General features: G+C 59.7%; 18 protein-coding genes. 4 read left to right on the plus strand and 14 right to left on the minus strand.

Translation table 11 applies throughout. The features are described from left to right. Positions 1–12: 12 nt before the first annotated feature. The 3 genes from rimP to pip form a co-directional block, all read right to left on the minus strand. Positions 13–591 (minus strand): ribosome maturation factor RimP, encoded by a 579-nt coding sequence (rimP, locus tag Q1A34_RS08320; protein ID WP_300032945.1) that lies wholly within the window; start codon positions 589–591, stop codon positions 13–15. Positions 592–723: 132 nt separating this feature from the next. Next, complete coding sequence (locus tag Q1A34_RS08325) at positions 724–1,644, minus strand: ABC transporter substrate-binding protein (RefSeq protein WP_300032948.1); 921 nt, start codon at positions 1,642–1,644, stop codon at positions 724–726. Then, positions 1,641–2,612, minus strand: a complete 972-nt coding sequence (gene pip, locus Q1A34_RS08330) for a prolyl aminopeptidase (protein WP_300032951.1) — start codon at positions 2,610–2,612, stop codon at positions 1,641–1,643. Before pip ends, Q1A34_RS08325 begins: the two co-directional genes overlap by 4 nt. Before the next feature lie 48 nt (positions 2,613–2,660). Between pip and ubiG the strand changes: the two genes are divergently transcribed. Beyond that, positions 2,661–3,419 carry a bifunctional 2-polyprenyl-6-hydroxyphenol methylase/3-demethylubiquinol 3-O-methyltransferase UbiG gene (ubiG, locus tag Q1A34_RS08335; protein WP_300032954.1) on the plus strand — a complete coding sequence of 253 codons (759 nt, stop codon included), beginning with the start codon at positions 2,661–2,663 and terminating at the stop codon, positions 3,417–3,419. Here ubiG and Q1A34_RS08340 read toward each other — a convergent pair. Genes Q1A34_RS08340 through Q1A34_RS08355 form a run of 4 tightly spaced genes read right to left on the minus strand, consistent with a single transcriptional unit; the run spans position 3,404 to position 5,696 of the window. Then, entirely contained in the window at positions 3,404–3,841 is a 438-nt protein-coding gene (locus Q1A34_RS08340; protein WP_300032957.1) for a MarR family winged helix-turn-helix transcriptional regulator, read from the minus strand. The genes ubiG and Q1A34_RS08340 overlap by 16 nt on opposite strands. Then, a complete protein-coding gene (locus Q1A34_RS08345; RefSeq protein ID WP_300032959.1) occupies positions 3,841–4,671 on the minus strand; it encodes a carbon-nitrogen hydrolase family protein in 831 nt (276 codons plus the stop codon). The genes Q1A34_RS08340 and Q1A34_RS08345 overlap by 1 nt, the downstream gene beginning before the upstream one ends. Next, positions 4,671–4,928: a glutaredoxin 3 gene (gene grxC / locus Q1A34_RS08350; RefSeq protein WP_300032962.1), complete on the minus strand. Its 258-nt coding sequence runs from the start codon at positions 4,926–4,928 to the stop codon at positions 4,671–4,673. Before grxC ends, Q1A34_RS08345 begins: the two co-directional genes overlap by 1 nt. A 36-nt stretch (positions 4,929–4,964) precedes the next feature. Beyond that, positions 4,965–5,696 (minus strand): ComF family protein, encoded by a 732-nt coding sequence (locus Q1A34_RS08355; protein ID WP_300032964.1) that lies wholly within the window; start codon positions 5,694–5,696, stop codon positions 4,965–4,967. 16 nt (positions 5,697–5,712) lie between these two features. On the opposite strand from Q1A34_RS08355, the gene Q1A34_RS08360 reads away from it, so the two are divergent. Together Q1A34_RS08360 and hemH are read left to right on the plus strand one after the other, a co-directional pair. Further along, complete coding sequence (locus Q1A34_RS08360; RefSeq protein ID WP_300032967.1) at positions 5,713–6,531, plus strand: methyltransferase domain-containing protein; 819 nt, start codon at positions 5,713–5,715, stop codon at positions 6,529–6,531. Positions 6,532–6,617: 86 nt separating this feature from the next. Further along, positions 6,618–7,658 carry a ferrochelatase gene (hemH, locus tag Q1A34_RS08365; protein WP_300034091.1) on the plus strand — a complete coding sequence of 347 codons (1,041 nt, stop codon included), beginning with the start codon at positions 6,618–6,620 and terminating at the stop codon, positions 7,656–7,658. A 73-nt stretch (positions 7,659–7,731) separates the two neighbouring features. Here the strand turns inward: hemH and Q1A34_RS08370 are convergent, their stop codons facing one another. Together Q1A34_RS08370 and Q1A34_RS08375 are read right to left on the minus strand one after the other, a co-directional pair. Next, complete coding sequence (locus tag Q1A34_RS08370; protein WP_300032969.1) at positions 7,732–7,908, minus strand: hypothetical protein; 177 nt, start codon at positions 7,906–7,908, stop codon at positions 7,732–7,734. Positions 7,909–8,047: 139 nt separating this feature from the next. Further along, a complete protein-coding gene (locus Q1A34_RS08375) occupies positions 8,048–8,659 on the minus strand; it encodes a L,D-transpeptidase (RefSeq protein WP_300032971.1) in 612 nt (203 codons plus the stop codon). A 164-nt stretch (positions 8,660–8,823) separates the two neighbouring features. Here Q1A34_RS08375 and Q1A34_RS08380 point away from each other — a divergent pair, with 164 nt between their 5' ends. Then, the gene (locus Q1A34_RS08380) at positions 8,824–9,375 is read left to right on the plus strand and encodes a CAP domain-containing protein (RefSeq protein ID WP_300032974.1); all 552 of its coding nucleotides are present in this window, start codon (positions 8,824–8,826) and stop codon (positions 9,373–9,375) included. A gap of 3 nt (positions 9,376–9,378) precedes the next feature. On the opposite strand, the gene Q1A34_RS08385 is transcribed toward Q1A34_RS08380, so the two are convergent. The 5 genes from Q1A34_RS08385 to Q1A34_RS08405 form a co-directional block, all read right to left on the minus strand. Continuing rightward, complete coding sequence (locus Q1A34_RS08385) at positions 9,379–9,879, minus strand: L,D-transpeptidase family protein (RefSeq protein WP_300032976.1); 501 nt, start codon at positions 9,877–9,879, stop codon at positions 9,379–9,381. 94 nt (positions 9,880–9,973) lie between these two features. Further along, positions 9,974–10,753: an ion transporter gene (locus Q1A34_RS08390; RefSeq protein WP_300032979.1), complete on the minus strand. Its 780-nt coding sequence runs from the start codon at positions 10,751–10,753 to the stop codon at positions 9,974–9,976. Positions 10,754–10,763: 10 nt separating this feature from the next. Then, entirely contained in the window at positions 10,764–11,999 is a 1,236-nt protein-coding gene (locus Q1A34_RS08395; protein WP_300032982.1) for a class I SAM-dependent RNA methyltransferase, read from the minus strand. A gap of 24 nt (positions 12,000–12,023) precedes the next feature. Continuing rightward, positions 12,024–13,856: an ABC transporter ATP-binding protein gene (locus Q1A34_RS08400; RefSeq protein ID WP_300032985.1), complete on the minus strand. Its 1,833-nt coding sequence runs from the start codon at positions 13,854–13,856 to the stop codon at positions 12,024–12,026. After that, positions 13,853–15,691, minus strand: a complete 1,839-nt coding sequence (locus Q1A34_RS08405; protein ID WP_300032987.1) for an ABC transporter ATP-binding protein — start codon at positions 15,689–15,691, stop codon at positions 13,853–13,855. The genes Q1A34_RS08400 and Q1A34_RS08405 overlap by 4 nt, the downstream gene beginning before the upstream one ends. Positions 15,692–15,783: the final 92 nt, after the last annotated feature.

The following is a 15,783-nucleotide window of genomic DNA, read 5'->3' on the forward strand; positions in this document are numbered from 1 at the left end:
CTCAGGTCTCCCTTAAGCGGAATCGTCCGATGATACCTCATCGGAAATCTCGTCAAACTTTGTTTCGTCTATCTCGCCCGCGGCTTTGCGCTGGCGCAGCATCTCTTTGATCAGGTCATCGGTCAGGACCAGTTTGGCTTCTGTCAGCCAGTCGAATTTCAGACCGATTGTGCCCTCGGCAACATTGATCAGAACCTCGTCTTCCTCAACGCCCGCAAGCTCGCCCTTGAAGCGGCGGCGGCCGTCGATCATCTCGCCGGTCTCGATCTTGGCCTCGTAGCCCTCGAACATCTCAAAGTCTTTGAGACGGGTCAGCGGGCGGTCAATACCGGGGCTGGAGACTTCAAGCGTATATTCGTCGAGGATCGGGTCTTCGACATCCAGCACCGCGCCAATCGCCTGGCTGATCTCGGCACAGTCATCCACTTCGATACCGCCATCCGGCTTGTCGGCCATGATCTGCAGGGTCGTGCTTTTGCCCGACATCAGACGCACACGCACCAGCTCAAACCCCATATCCTCAATCACCGGTGTGATGATCTCGGCCATGCGGCGGTCAATAGCTGCTTTTGCGATCAGATCGTTTGTCATCAGTCTTTCAGGCACAAAAAAACGGGCGCGCGGCCCGTTTTGAAATTCGGTGGGCTTTCGGTTTGGACCCGGAAGCGCCGCTGTTGCAGACGATATACGCCCCAGCCCCGGCTTCTGCAACCCCTGATCGCGTCAGGCCATCCACCAGCGCTGTGGTGCGCGCAGATTGTCCAGCGGACCCTGCGCACCGATCTGTGCAGGCAGGCCAATGCAACGGTCCACGGCACAGGACATAAACCCCTCGCGCGGCAGCAGCGTCAGATCACCGGTATCCGCCAGATCCGCCGCGTGGGTCAGGTCTGCTGCATCAACCATATGCGTAAACAGGGCCTCTGCACGAACTCCGTCAGAATCGATACCGACCAGTTCGACCGTATCAAACCAGGCCGCGCGACCGTCTTTATGATGCCTGTCCAGACGATCCGCGATCAGGTGCCTGCCGGGATCAAATTTTCGCAGTTTATAAGGGCCGGTGCCGATGCCCTGTTCCATTGCTTCGGCCATATGCCCCGCAGGCAGCACGCACAGCCCCGGATCAGCCAGCCGGAATGGCAGATCAGGGTCCGGACTGTTCAGCTCGAACCGGACCAGGTGCTGATCGACAGGTACGACGCGCGCAACCGTTTCCAGCACACCGGCGGGCGTTGCATATGCGCTGAACGGCATAACGTCGTTCGCAGAAAACGCGGCGCCATTGTGAAATGCCACATCCGTGCGCAGATCAAATTCCCAGGCCGTGAAATCCGGGTTGCTGCGCCAGGCTGTCGCGAGCTCTCCGCGCAATGTGCCATCCGCTGCAACTTCGGTCAGTGTCTCAAACAGCGTTCCGACCATCGCGACCTGCAAAAACAGACCCGAAGGATCCGGCTGGCGGTGTCCGCCCAGCAGGCGCGGGTCAAAAGAATCATCCCGCCGCCCCCCGGACAGAGCCACGCGGAACCGACCCCGCCGTTCCGGGAGCGAGGCGGCACTGACACCGGTCGCGGCCAGCAAAGCAGCCGCGGCACCGGACGCAAAAAGCGCCCGTCGGTCGATATGGCCTTTGTGGGTCATCGTCCGGCTATCCTGTCCATCGTGCGGACCAGTTCTGCACTGATTCCCGGTTCAGACAAAGCATGACCTGCATTGCGCACCAGTTTCAGCTCGCAGTTGTCCCAGGCTTCAGACAGCGCCCATGCGCTGTCCGGCGGGCAGATCATGTCATACCGTCCCTGCACGATCACGCCCGGAATATGCGAGATACGGCCCACCTGGGCCAGAATCTGACCATCAAATTCAAGAAACCCGGCATTTGAAAAGTAGTGATTCTCGAGCCGCGCAAAGGCCCGGGCGTATTCTCCGGGGCTTTCTCCGGTCGAACCGGATGAATAGATAGACGCGAGCGCATTTTCCCAGGCAGACCATGCGCGGGCATAGCGTGTCTCTATTGTCAGATCACCGGAAAACAGACGACGGCGGTAGGCTTCGATGAAATCACCATGCTCGTCTCTGGGAATAAGGCGCGTGAACCGTTCCCAGACCTCGGGCCAGAAACGCCCGGCACCGCCGCCATAAAACCAGTCGAGCTCGCGCTGCGTCATCAGGAATACACCCCTGAGCACCAGATTCTGCACCCGGTCCGGATGTGTTTCCGCATAGATCAGCGCCAGGGTCGCGCCCCAGCTGCCGCCAAAAACGATCCACTGATCAATTTCCAGTTCCCGGCGAATGAATTCGATATCATCCACCAGGTGCCAAGTGGTGTTGTTTGTGACACTGGCATGGGGGCGTGAGCGTCCGCATCCCCGCTGGTCAAACAGAACGACGCGGTAAATCTCGGGGTCAAAATAACGGCGCATCGCGGGGCTGCATCCGCCACCAGGACCGCCGTGCAGCACCACAACAGGTATGCCGTTTGGGTTGCCGCACTGCTCGACATAGATCCGGTGGCCCTGGCCTACGTCCATCATCCGCTGATCGAAAGGGTCGATCGGCGGGTACAGATACTGAACTGCGCGCTTTTGATCCGGGAACTTGTCCATATCAGGCCTATATAATACGAAACCGCAAATGATCATATGGAGACAGGAATGCAAGCGCTTCAGACAACTGTAGATCCTGCCGAAGTGGCAAAATTCGAGGCGATGGCCGCCGAGTGGTGGGATGCAAACGGCAAATTCAAACCGCTTCACATGCTCAACCCGTGCCGCCTGGACTATATCACCACACAGATCGCGGGTGAGTTCGACCGTGACCTCAAGGCAGACAAACCATTCACCGGGCTGCGCATTCTGGACATCGGCTGCGGCGGTGGGTTGCTGTCTGAACCCATGGCCCGTCTGGGCGCCGATGTGGTGGGTGCCGATGCCGCCGAACGTAACATTCCGGTGGCGCAGATTCATGCCGAACAGTCAGGTCTGGACATTGATTACCGCCACACCACCGCAGAGGCGCTTGCAGAAGACGGAGAGCAGTTTGACGTCGTGCTGAACATGGAAGTGGTCGAGCATGTTGCCTCGCCCATCGATTATCTGACGGCGTGCCAGCGTCTGCTGAAACCCGGCGGGCTGCATATCTGTTCGACCCTGAACCGAAATCCGAAGTCTTATCTGATGGCAATCATCGGGGCCGAACACGTCATGCGCTGGCTGCCGAAAGGCACCCATGAGTGGTCGAAATTCATCACGCCTGACGAGCTGTTTGATCTGATGACCCAGGCCGGTCTGGACCCGGTGGACCGCAAGGGGTTTGTGTTCAACCCGGTGGCCTGGACGTGGCGGCTGTCAGACAGAGACCTGAGCGTGAACTACGTGACGGCCAGTCTGAAACCGGCTCAGGATCCCAGCTGACGCCGCAGTTCCCGCAGGATAGGCAGTGCTTCGCGGACCCGTTCGTCACCCAGTTTTTCGACAACCTGGTTGATCAGCGGCGTGATCGATCCCACGGCCTGATCCCGCGCCTGACGGCCTGCCGGGCTGATCGCGACCATCTTGCGGCGCGCATCGTCCCAGTCGGGCCGGATGTGGATGTATCCCGCCCATTCCAGTTTCGACAGCGTGTTCGTCATGGCCCCCCGGGTCACATGGAACGTTTCGGCCAGCTGAGCGGGCGTGCGTTCGCCAACGTTACCAGCAAGATGGTTCAGCACCGAAAAATGGGAAATCTCCATGCCCTTGGGCAACACCTTGCTCAGACGCGCGCGCACCATCTGGTCGGCTGTCAGCACCTCGCTGAACAGCGCAATCGCGAGTGAGTTCCGGTCATCGTTCATCAGGGTCCGTCAAATGGCCTTGCGTTGGTCAGGCTGGGGACTTTTCCCCGTGCCTCTGACACTAGTCCCATATCGAGGTCTGTCATGTAAACGCCCGGGGCATCACCTGCGTCCATTTGGACCTCTCCCCAGGGGGTGACGACCAGCGAATGGCCATAGGTGCGCCGCGTTTTATGTGCCGCACTGGCATGTTCGCCCGTTTGCGCAGGAGCCAGAACATAACACCCGGTCTCGATTGCACGCGCCCGCAGCAGCGTATGCCAGTGCGCCGCCCCGGTCACCGGCGAAAAGGCAGCAGGCACCGTCAGGATATCAGCACCGGCGCCTGCGAGTACCCGGTGCAACGCGGGAAAACGCACGTCATAGCAAACCGTCATGCCAACGGTGCCAAAGGCGGTTCTGGCCGTCACGGCCCGTGCGCCCGGCCGGTACCCTTCCGATTCGCGGTATGTCTCCTCGGGCGTGACCTGCACGTCGAACATATGTATTTTGTCGTACCAGGCGACAATTTCACCAGCGGGACTGATCAGAAAAGACCGGTTGGCAAAACGTCCGTCGGTATCATTCGTTTTCAAAGCCAGCGAGCCGATGAGCAGCCAGATGCCATATTTCGCTGCATCTTCGCGCAAAGCAGCCAGCGTGAAATCCGCGTCCTGATGCTGCAGAACCGATTGCTGGTGCCTGCGGCTGTTTGAAACGCAGTTGGTGACCTCGGGCGTCAGGACAAACGCTGCGTCCTCTGCCGCAGCTTCGGCCAGATACCGGCGGGTCACCACAAGGTTCTCCGCCGGCTGATCCGACACGTTCAGCTGCAGCAGAGCGGTTTTCATCAGGCGGCCAGCAGACCGTCAAGCTTGCCCGCACGCTCCAGTGCATAGAGTTCGTCGCACCCGCCAACATGCGTATCGCCGACAAAAATCTGGGGCACTGTGCGACCACCGTTGGCGCGCTGGATCATCTCCGGTTTGCGATCCGGGTTTGCCAGCACGTCGACTTCGGCAAACGCGACGCCTTTCTGGCTGAGCAGACGCTTGGCCGCATGGCAAAAACCGCAGAGCGGTGACGTATAAATCTCTACATTTTTCATTTCCGGTCCCTTCCGTGACAGGTCTCGGACAGGTATCTAGGTATCCCGCGCCACCCGTGCCAGTGCCACCACGTATACCGGCCCTGATCCTGCTGCAATACAGGCGTCTGTTGCAGCGGACAAAGTTGCGCCTGAAGTCATCACATCATCAACCAGCAGAACCGGGCGCCCGATCAGACGGTGCCGCCGTTTAGCATGGGCACTGATGACCCCTTTGACAGAGGTAAAGCGGACTTCCCGCGTCATGCCTTCCATCGGCTGGGTGCGCTTTTGCCGGACCAGCAGATCCTGGCAAACCGGCAGGCCTGTATGACGCGCAAGCGCCTGTGCCAAAAGGGCAGACTGGTTGTAACGCCGCTTGAGCAGGCGGGTCCAGTGCAGCGGTATCGGCGCGATGATCATGTTCTGCTGCGGCAGGTCCTCGATCACGCGGGCCATCCAGCGCGCAGCCGGTTTTGCAATCTCCTGCCGGTCACCGTGTTTCAGCGCCAGAACCAGACGCTTGCCACCATCGCGGTAGATCAGCGCAGCACGCCCCTGTGCCCAGGGACGCGGGGTGCGCATACAGTCATCACATTTCAGTGTGTCTTCTGTTTCCTCGCCCGGCAGCGGGGTGCCGCAGGTGTCACAGATGGACCCGCCGATAAATGCCGTGTCGCGCCAGCAGGACCCGCACAGGCCAAAATCATCGTCCACCGTGCCACCACAGGCCAGGCAGCGCGGCGGATAAACCAGCGAAACTGCTGTTTGTAAACCAGACTGGGCCACCCTATTACTCCTTTTCATGACGACAGCGAACGAACTGACCAGTACCAGAGCGCTGGCTCTGCACCGCGCACGGGCGGCGCGGGCCGATCTGTTTTTGCAGGACCAGGCAGCGGACGAAGTGCAGGATCGACTGAGTCTGGTTAACAGGACGTTTACCAGGATTGCGGTTGTCACGCCTTTTGCAGAGGTCTGGGCTGACAGGCTGCCCGGTGCCCGCATTGTGCCGGATGACGACACCCTGGATCTGGAGCCGGGTCAGTACGATCTGGTGATACACGCCCTGTCGCTGCACTGGGCAAATGATCCGGTGGGTCAGCTGATCCAGTGCCGCCGCGCCCTGATGTCAGACGGTCTGCTGATAGCTGCTTCGCTGGGCGGACGCACACTGGAAGAACTGCGCGCCTGTCTGGGAGAGGCGGAAATTGCCGTGTCGGGCGGGTTGTCGCCACGCGTCGCGCCGATGGGCGAAATCCGCGATCTTGGCGCTTTGCTGCAACGCGCGGGCCTGGCGCTGCCTGTGGCAGACAGTGTCACCTTGAATGCAGAGTACCGCGACGCCTGGCATCTGATGCATGATCTGCGTGCCATGGGCGAAACGAACGCCCTCAGTCAGCGCTTGCGCCACACCCCGCCCCGCGCTCTTTTCCGGCAGACCGCGCAGCTTTACCAGGCGAACTTCCCGACAGAGGCTGACCGTGTCCGGGCAACCTTTGAGATTGTCTTTCTGACCGGCTGGGCCCCCGATGACAGCCAGCAAAAACCCTTAAGACCCGGATCAGCAAAACAGCGGCTGGCGGATGCCCTTCAGGTCCCCGAACAGGAACTGCCCGATTGACGCTGCCTGAAAAGCCTCTATCTGAGCGGCAGTACCCGATGAGCAAGGAAGATCACATGCTGGACAGCAGTTCCGCCAAACCACCGATGGCGCGCCCGGCCCACGCAGAGCCCGACCATCCGGAAGTTGCGCGCCCGCGGATCGGCATCCTGCTGGCAAATCTTGGCACACCGGACAACTACGATTACTGGTCCATGCGCCGGTATCTGAACGAATTTCTGTCCGACCGCCGGGTCATCGATTACAGCCCCTGGATCTGGCAACCGCTGCTGCAGCTGATCATCCTCAGCAAACGCCCGTTTTCCAGCGGCGCGGCGTACAAATCGATCTGGAACGAGGAAGAAGGCGAAAGCCCTCTGATGACGATCACCAAAGCACAGACAGCCAAGGTCAAAGCGGCGATGCATGCCCGCTATGGCGACGAGGTGATGGTCGATTTCTGCATGCGCTATGGCAATCCGTCGACCCGCTCAAAGGTTGCGGAAATGACGGCGGCAGGATGCCGTAAGATACTGTTTTTCCCGCTTTATCCACACTATGCAGGTGCCACTTCGGCCACTGCAAACGACGAATTCTTTCGCGCGCTGACCTATGAAAAATGGCAGCCCGTGACGCGTACGGTCGAGCCATACTATGACCGCTCTGACTATATTGACGCGCTGGCGCAATCCATCGAACGGGCCTACGCCGGGATGGAGAAGAAGCCCGATATCCTGGTCTGTTCCTATCACGGTGTGCCCATCCGCTATCTGATGGAGGGCGACCCGTACCACTGCCAGTGCCAGAAAACCACGCGTCTGCTCAAAGAGCGTCTGGGCTGGCAGGACACAGAAATCACCACGACATTCCAATCGAAATTCGGACCCGAGGAATGGCTGCAACCCTATACGGTCGAAGAAGTCGCGCGCCTGGCGGAAAGCGGCAAAAAGAACATCGCTGTCTGCGCGCCGGCCTTCTCAGCGGACTGCATCGAGACGCTTGAAGAGATCAACGAAGAGATCAAAGAAAGCTTTGAGGAAGCAGGCGGTGAGACTTTTACCTACATTCCCTGCCTCAACGACGATGACGCGCATATTGACGCACTGGGGAATGTGATTGCCGACAATCTCAGGGGCTGGATCGACTGATCCTCCCCCTGACGATCGGGCACAAAAAAAGGCGGCACTGACGTGCCGCCTTTTTGTTTGGAACGTAACTGGCTCAGGCGAGAGCAGCAGCAACGATAACCAGGAGCAGGATCGGCAGCAGTGCGCCCGAGGACGAACCTTCTGCTTCTTCTACAACGACAGGTGCTTCAACGACGGGCTCTGCAAGCGAACCTGCGTATGCTGTCGACGCGGCGGCTGTCAGTGCAGCTGCGAGAACGAGTTTTTTCATATCAATAACCTCCATTAAGGCGTGCTCCAATTATTGAGAGCACGCGCCCAAGACTTACCTCGTGATTATGTCTAAACAGCATAGAGCGCTGTTTGCAAACCGGTTTAGGAACGAACCAGCCAAAATCGGCATAATGTCGTCAAATAAGCAACACCTGCGTACCGACTTTTGTCAGGCTGAACAGTTCGGCAATATGCTCGTTGTAAAGCCCGATGCAGCCGTTGGACGATTGCCGCCCGATTTTGCGCGTATCATGGGTGCCGTGAATACGGTAATAGGTCCACGTCAGATAAAGAGCGTGTGTTCCCATAGGGTTATCCGGTCCGGGGCCGATGTATTCCGGCCATTCCGGGTTCCGCTCGAGCATTGACGGCGTCGGGCGCCAGTCCGGCCCTTCGACTTTGCGGATAATTTTCGTCCGGCCCCGGCGGGTCAGATCTTCTGTCAGTGGAACGCTCGAGGGGTAAAGTTTGTAGAAATCTCCCTCTTCCCCCCAGAAATGCAGCGCGCGGCTGTCAATATCCACCAGAACAGCGCCGTTTTTCAGGTTCGAGAAATAGGGCTGCCAGTCGAGTCTGCGGAAACTGGAAATATTCCGCCGCACGGATTCCGTCAGGTCCCGTTCGCCCACGGTCGTGGCCGCCGAGTTCACTGCCGATGGGTCCTGTGCAATTGCGGGCGTTGCCAGCATTGCGGCCGAGCCAGCCAGAAACGAGCGGCGGCCGGGACGCAGAAAACGATTGTCGGACATGAAATGCCTCCAGAACAAAAAAAACGATAAGTCGCGGGCACTTTATGGCGTGGAAGCCGCACCCGCAAATCAAAGAGATGTCATCACGCGGTCTCGCGCGGATGTGCGTTTGAATTACCACGCATTGCGCGGTATGTGCGGGGTTAACGCCGTTGGAGTGTATTATGATCCGTCTGATTTCTGCTTTTTTTGCGCTTGTTCTCGTTGCAGCCGCCTGTGCACCCGTGCAGACGGCCCCGACGCTTGGGTCTGATGGCAAGCCGCTGCCCTCGCTCTACAGAATCAAAGAGCGGGATACCGCCAAACTGCAGTTCAGAATGCTGGATGCTGTCAACGCGCTGCGCGGCGCATCGGCCCAGCCCGTTGTTGAGATGGACGCGGCGCTTAATGCAGCGGCGGCCACACACTCGCGGGATATGTCGATCCAGAACCGCCCGTGGCATTTCGGGTCTGACGGGTCCTCTCCCATCGACCGCATCCGGCGTGTCGGCTATCAGGGCACTCTGGTTGGTGAGACCATTTCCGAAACCTACGAATCAGAGCTGGAAACCCTGGCGGCGTGGATGGAGAAACCGGACACCCAGCGCATATTGCTGTCGCCCGAAGCCACCGACATGGGTTTCGCCTGGTTTCAGGAAAGCAACGGCAAAATCTGGTGGACGCTGGTCATGGGCCGCGATGGCACGGCCCTGACGCCACAGCCTGCAGCCTTCTGAAGCTCAGGCCGTCAGCACCACCAGCGTATTATCGGCGACCATGGCATAGATCTCTTCGATCTCTTCATTGGTGACCGCAATGCACCCCCATGTCCAGTCGGGATCATCCCGTCTGAACGGGTTCTTCTGCCCGTGGATAAAGATATCGCCACCGGCTGATTTCCCCGCCGCGCGGGCTGCGGCCACATCATTGACGTTGGGATATGAAATACCCAGCGACAGGTGGAACTGGCTGTTAGGATTGCGCCGGTCGATGCGATAGGTGCCTTCCGGCGTTTTGCCGTCACCTTCGAACTGTTTGTGTCCGGTGGGAGCAAAACCCAGATGTATGTTATAGCTGCGCAACACCGTGTCATTGTGCAACAAATGCATCCGCCGCGCGCCTTTGTTCACGACCACAAATGTGACCTCGGGCCCGTTATAGCGTTTGAATTTCGGATCTGTGGCGCAGGCCCCCAGCGACAAAACCGTCGCGGTGCCCAACAATAACTCTCTTCGGCGCATTTGCCTGCTGTCCCGTTTTCTCTGCGTCTTTGCGACGCCCTGCTCTTTTCCCACAGGTACCATGAGAAACTGGTTAATCAATATAACAAAACCGTCAGGACGGCGGTTTCCGCTCCAGTTTTTCCTCGATCGCCGCAAGCCGCTGCAGAACCTCATCGCGGTAGGCATCGGTCACAGCCCCGGCCTCTTCCTGATGGGCATCCTGCATCGAGTTCACGATCAGACCCACCAGCAGGTTCACAACGGCAAAGGTTGTCACCATGATAAAGGGCACAAAGAATGCCCAGGCATAGGGATAGACCTCCATGACCGGACGCACGATCCCCATCGACCAGCTTTCCAGCGTCATGATCTGAAAGAGAGTATACCCGCTCTGGGGCAGCGACCCGAACCACTGCGGAAAACTGCCGGCGAAAAGCTTGGTCGCCATCACGGCGCCTATATAGAAAATGATGGCCATCAGCAGAAACACGCTGCCCATGCCAGGCAGGGCGGTAATGAACCCCTCGACCACGCGGCGCAGACTGGGTGCCACGGAAATCACCCGCAGGACCCGCAATATGCGCAGTGCCCGCAGAACCGACAGACCCTGCGAGGCCGGCAGCAGCGCCACGCCGACAATGATCAGGTCAAAAACATTCCAGCCGCTTTTAAAGAACCGCCCCCCGCGCGCGACCAGTTTCAGCACGATCTCGACAATGAAAAATGCAAGACAGGCCTTGTCCAGCAACAGAATGAGCGGTCCGGCAGAGGCCATGAGCACGGACGACGTTTCCATGCCCAGCACCACGGCGTTCAGCAAAATGACCGCAACGACAAGGTTGGTCACCCATGTCTGGTTCAGCCATTTATCCAGGGCCTGCCGAAATTCCATCTGTCACTCCTCAGCTTTCTGCCCGCATATGTGCTGCCGTGAACCCGGCTACAAGCTCCACATGCGCTGACCAGCGGAACTGGTCAACAACCTGCACATGATCCAGATGCCAGCCCGCCGCAACAAGTGTGGCGGCATCCCGGGCAAAGGTCACAGGATTGCAGGATACATAGGCGATTTTCGGCACTTTTGTCTTAACAAGCTCGGCGATCTGCGCCTCTGCCCCCGCGCGCGGCGGATCGAGAACAACGGCATCTGTCCGCGCCAGTTCATCCGGCAACAGCGGACGGCGGAAAAGGTCACGCGTTTCGGTTGTGACGGGGCGCAGGCCGCTGGCATGCCGCCAGCCGGCATCCAGTGCGGCCAGCATGGATGCCTCGCCCTCGACCGCGTGAACCTCGGCGGTTTCCGACAGCGGCAGCGTAAAGGTACCGCATCCGGCAAAGAGGTCGATCACTCTGCCCGCACCTTGGGTTATCTCCAGAACGCCTTGTGTCAGAGCCTGTTCACCGTGATCGGTCGCCTGTAAAAACGCGCCGGGGGGCGGCGAAACCACGGCCCGTCCCAGGCGGTGTTCGGGCGGGGCGCGCATGGCGATCACCTCATCTGCCCAGGCCAGCCGCACAAGCCCCTGTGCCTCGCAGATGGCAGCCAGTTGCTGGCGCAACGGGCCATCCAGCGGCTTACCGTTTTCAACAGCCACATCCAGCCCGTTATCCATCCGTGTGACCATCACGGACAATGCGGTCTTTCTGCTGGCCCCTGCAAGCGCCAGTGCCTCGGCGATCTGGCGGCCTTTGAGCACCGCCGGATCAAGAAGCTGACACTCCGGAATATCAATGATGGTGCCGGATGCCCTGCCATGAAAACCGCACATGGCACCCTTTTTGGTGCGCCGCGCCGCAAACCCCGCACGTCGCCGGGACCGGGCAGGAGACGTCACAATCGGACGAAATTCAGTCTCTGTTCCATGTGCAGACAGCGCAGTGTGCACGATCTCCACTTTCCAGTCCGCGACAAAGGCATCATCGGCATGCTGCAACTGACATCCCCCGCAGGACCGGAAATGCCGGCACGGGGCCGCCACGCGGCGCTCGGAAGGGCGGATGATTTTCACATCCCCGGCCCGGCCGTCCACAATGCTGGCCTCAACCAGTTCACCAGGCAGGGTCAGCGGCAAAAAGACGGGCCCTTCGGCAATGCCGTCACCCTGCAGCCCCAACCGCGTCACTGTGAATTCTGTCATGGTGCTGCCCCGAATATCTGGCGGTTACTCCGCCGCTTCGGTCCGGATAAACCCACCGGACTGCCGGTTCCAGTACTGCGCGTAAAGTTTTCCGCGCGCCAGCAATTCATCATGCGTTCCGTTCTCGACAATATGGCCGTCGTCCATGACCACGATCCTGTCCATCTCTGTCAGGGTGGACAGGCGATGCGCGATGGCAAGCACGGTCTTGCCCTCCATGACGCGTTCCAGCGCCGTCTGGATAGAGGCCTCGACCTCGCTGTCCAGCGCACTTGTGGCCTCGTCCAGAACCAGGATCGGGGCGTCCTTGAGAATGGCGCGCGCCAGTGCGATCCGCTGCCGCTGGCCGCCGGAGAGTTTCACGCCCCGCTCACCCAGATGCGCATTATATCCCGTCCGGCCCGCATGATCCTGAAGATCGGCAATGAAATCATCTGCCTCGGCCTTTCTGGCCGCTGCGATGATCTCCTCGTCAGAGGCATCCGGACGTCCGTACAGAATATTGTCGCGCGCCGAGCGGTTAAACATCGCCGTTTCCTGGGTCACCATTCCAATATTGCGACGCAGGCTTTCCTGGGTCACCGCTGTCACGTCCTGCCCGTCAATTTCAATGGAGCCTTCCTCGGCATCATAAAGACGCAAAAGCAGGGCAACGAGCGTGGATTTGCCAGCCCCCGAAGCACCAACGATGCCCAGTTTTTCCCCGGGTCTGATCCGGAGATCCACGCCCTGCACGCCGCCTTTGTCCCGCCCGTATGCAAAACCCAGACCGCTCAGGGTAATCGCACCCTCGCTCACTTCCAGCCCCGGGGCGTCGGGTGCATCCTCGACCCGGTTGCGCGGTGTCAGCGTGCGGATACCGTCCTCGATCTCGCCGATGTTGGAATAGATGGCCATCAGGGTGAAACTGACCCAGCCGGTCATCTGTGCAATCCGGATCGCGACGGCACCGGCGGCCACGATATCACCCTGCGTGGCCTGACCGGCTTGCCACAGAATGATTGTGCCGCCCAGCAACAGCACCGGCAACAGACCGGCCAGCGTCATCAGCGCAAAACGGAAACCCGCAGCCAGGTATCCGAACTCGATCGCGCGGGTGCGAAAGGTCTGCATCGCCCCCAGGGCCGCGCGATCCTCGTGATCGGCGTGGGCAAACAGCTTGACTGTTTTGATGTTGGTGATGGTGTCCACCACCTGACCAGAAACCATTGCGCGCGCGCCAGCCCGCCCGGCAGAGCGTTTCCGGACACGCGGCAAAAACCAGTTGATCATGGCGAAATAGATCACCAGCCAGACACCGAACCCCAGCGCCACGCGCCAGTCGATGGCCAGTAAAAGCAGAACCGATCCGATCAGCGATGCCAGCGCAAAGGCCACAACATTGATCACCTCGGAGACGACATCTGTGACAGCACGGGCCGCCTGCATCTGTTTCTGTGCGATACGCCCTGCGAAATCGTCGTCAAAGAACCCAACGGTCTGGCCCAGTGTCCAGCGGTGAAGCCGCGACAAGACAAGGGGGTTCACATTGGGCTGTACGATGATCGCATTGGTCGAGGCGGACAGACCAAAGAGCAACGGCCGCGCAATCAGAAAAAACGCAACAGCACCGGTGATCAGTGCGATGTTGCCGCCATCAAAAAACGCCTCCGGCCCTGCGCTGGACGTGGCATCGATCACCATGCCCAGGATCAGTGCGGTGCCTGCCTCCATCGCGCCCGCTGCGGCGGAAAAGAACGCCGCCAGCCAGAGCGCGGGCCAGGAACCGCTGAGACACCAGCGCATGAAAGCGCCCAGTGTCTGCGGCGGCGGCCCCTCGGCCTGACGGAACGCATCGATCCAGTTCTCAATTCTCACGCGTCGTCCCCGGTGCTCAGAAATCCGCCCGACTGCCGGGCCCAGAAGTCTGCATATAGCCCGCCCTGCGCCAAAAGCGCGTCATGCGAACCATCTTCGACGATACGTCCCTGATCGAGCACCAGAATGCGATCCATTTCAGCAATCGTGGACAGACGGTGGGCAATCGCGATCACGGTTTTGCCCTCCATCATCCCATAAAGCGTATCCTGAATGGCGGCCTCCACTTCACTGTCAAGCGCACTTGTCGCCTCGTCCAGCAGCAGGATCGGCGCGTTCTTTAGGATCACACGCGCCAGTGTCACCCGCTGCCGCTGACCGCCCGACAGTTTGACACCCCGTTCGCCCACCTGGGCGTCATAACCTGTGCGCCCCTCGGGGTCCGTCAGATCGAGGATGAACTCATGCGCCTGCGCCTGACGCGCCGCGGCACAGACTTCCTCTTCCGTCGCATCCGCGCGGCCATAGAGAATATTGTCCCGCACGGAACGATGCAGCAGCGAACTGTCCTGCTGGACCATGCCAATGGCCAGCCGCAGACTGTCCTGCGTCACCCTGGTGATGTCCTGTCCATCCACCATGATGGTGCCGCTTTCAGGGTCATAAAACCGCAAAAGCAGCTTTACGAGGGTCGATTTACCAGCCCCGGACCGGCCCACCAGCCCCACCTTTTCGCCCCGCCGGATGGTCAGGCTGATGCTGTCCAGGCCACCGCTTTCGCGCCCGTAGTGATGGCTGACATCTTTCAGAACAACCTCGCCCCGGGTCAGGTTCAGCGGTTTTGCGTTCGCGTCATCAACCAGCGTTACCGGCTGGGCAATGGTCTCCATACCTTCGGCGACGACCCCAAGCTGCCGGAAGAACGTCGTCAGCGCCCACATGATCCAGCCGGTCATCGCATTCAGCCGCAGCGTCAGCGCCGTGGCCGCTGCGACAACACCCACACTGGCCTCGCCCTGGGTCCAGAGCGCGATGGCCCAGCCGACAACACCCACGATCAGCAGACCGTTGAGCGCCACCAGCGTGCCATCCATGATCGTGAAGATCCGCATCTCTTTCTGGAAGGTCTCGCGCGAGTACTCGATCGCCTCTTTCGCATAGTCCAGTTCCTGCTCGTGGTGCGCAAACATCTTGACGGAGTGGATATTGGTATAGGCATCCACCACCCGGCCCGTGACTTCGGAGCGCGCATTGGATGCCTCCTGCGAGGCCGGGCCCACCCGTTTCACCGTCCAGTGAACCAGCCAGCCATATAGCCCAAACCAGATCAGCAGCGGCAGCAACAACCGCGGATCGGATGTGCTCAGCAAAATGGCGGCACCCAGCAGATAGGCCAGAGAAAAGGAAATCGCATCGAACACCTGAAACACCACTTCGCCGGCAGCGGGGGGTGTCTGCATGATCCGGTTGGCGATCCGCCCGGCAAAATCGTTCTCGAACCAGCCTACCGACTGCCGCAGCACCTGACGATGTGCGCGCCACCGGATCAGCGTGCCAAAGTTCGGCAGGATCGCATTGTTCAGCAGACCGATATCCAGGTACTGCACCAGCGGGCGAATGAAAACGATGGCCAGCGCGACAAGAACAAGCTCTGTGCCGTAAATCTCCCACACCCGCGACGGGTTGCCTTCCAGAAGATCGACGACGCGGCCCATATAGAAAATGAGCGCAACTTCGATCGCGGCAACAATGATCGACATGACGCCCGCCCAGAAAAACACCCGTTTAAACGGCTGGGAATATGCCCAGAGAAAGGGCCAGAGTTTTGTGGGCGGGTGATCCGTTTCAGTATAGCTGACATACGGGTCGACGAGTCGTTCAAAATAACGGAACATGGGGGAAGTCCTGGAAGAATATCGGAAATGCTCAGGCGCTGGTGTCAGGGCCCGAAGGGGAAGGTTATGCCAGCCTCAGCTGTTCCAGATCC

Source organism: uncultured Roseobacter sp. (assembly GCF_947491795.1).
Taxonomy (GTDB): Bacteria; Pseudomonadota; Alphaproteobacteria; order Rhodobacterales; family Rhodobacteraceae; genus Roseobacter.

Bases quoted from the DNA above. Each gene is read 5' to 3' on its own strand.
- rimP (WP_300032945.1), bottom strand. From the start codon at position 591: ATGACAAACGATCTGATCGCAAAAGCAGCTATTGACCGCCGCATGGCC.
- Q1A34_RS08325 (WP_300032948.1), bottom strand. From the start codon at position 1,644: ATGACCCACAAAGGCCATATCGACCGACGGGCGCTTTTTGCGTCCGGT.
- pip (WP_300032951.1), bottom strand. From the start codon at position 2,612: ATGGACAAGTTCCCGGATCAAAAGCGCGCAGTTCAGTATCTGTACCCG.
- ubiG (WP_300032954.1), top strand. From the start codon at position 2,661: ATGCAAGCGCTTCAGACAACTGTAGATCCTGCCGAAGTGGCAAAATTC.
- Q1A34_RS08340 (WP_300032957.1), bottom strand. From the start codon at position 3,841: ATGAACGATGACCGGAACTCACTCGCGATTGCGCTGTTCAGCGAGGTG.
- Q1A34_RS08345 (WP_300032959.1), bottom strand. From the start codon at position 4,671: ATGAAAACCGCTCTGCTGCAGCTGAACGTGTCGGATCAGCCGGCGGAG.
- grxC (WP_300032962.1), bottom strand. From the start codon at position 4,928: ATGAAAAATGTAGAGATTTATACGTCACCGCTCTGCGGTTTTTGCCAT.
- Q1A34_RS08360 (WP_300032967.1), top strand. From the start codon at position 5,713: ATGACGACAGCGAACGAACTGACCAGTACCAGAGCGCTGGCTCTGCAC.
- hemH (WP_300034091.1), top strand. From the start codon at position 6,618: ATGGCGCGCCCGGCCCACGCAGAGCCCGACCATCCGGAAGTTGCGCGC.
- Q1A34_RS08370 (WP_300032969.1), bottom strand. From the start codon at position 7,908: ATGAAAAAACTCGTTCTCGCAGCTGCACTGACAGCCGCCGCGTCGACA.
- Q1A34_RS08375 (WP_300032971.1), bottom strand. From the start codon at position 8,659: ATGTCCGACAATCGTTTTCTGCGTCCCGGCCGCCGCTCGTTTCTGGCT.
- Q1A34_RS08380 (WP_300032974.1), top strand. From the start codon at position 8,824: ATGATCCGTCTGATTTCTGCTTTTTTTGCGCTTGTTCTCGTTGCAGCC.
- Q1A34_RS08385 (WP_300032976.1), bottom strand. From the start codon at position 9,879: ATGCGCCGAAGAGAGTTATTGTTGGGCACCGCGACGGTTTTGTCGCTG.
- Q1A34_RS08390 (WP_300032979.1), bottom strand. From the start codon at position 10,753: ATGGAATTTCGGCAGGCCCTGGATAAATGGCTGAACCAGACATGGGTG.
- Q1A34_RS08395 (WP_300032982.1), bottom strand. From the start codon at position 11,999: ATGACAGAATTCACAGTGACGCGGTTGGGGCTGCAGGGTGACGGCATT.
- Q1A34_RS08405 (WP_300032987.1), bottom strand. From the start codon at position 15,691: ATGTTCCGTTATTTTGAACGACTCGTCGACCCGTATGTCAGCTATACT.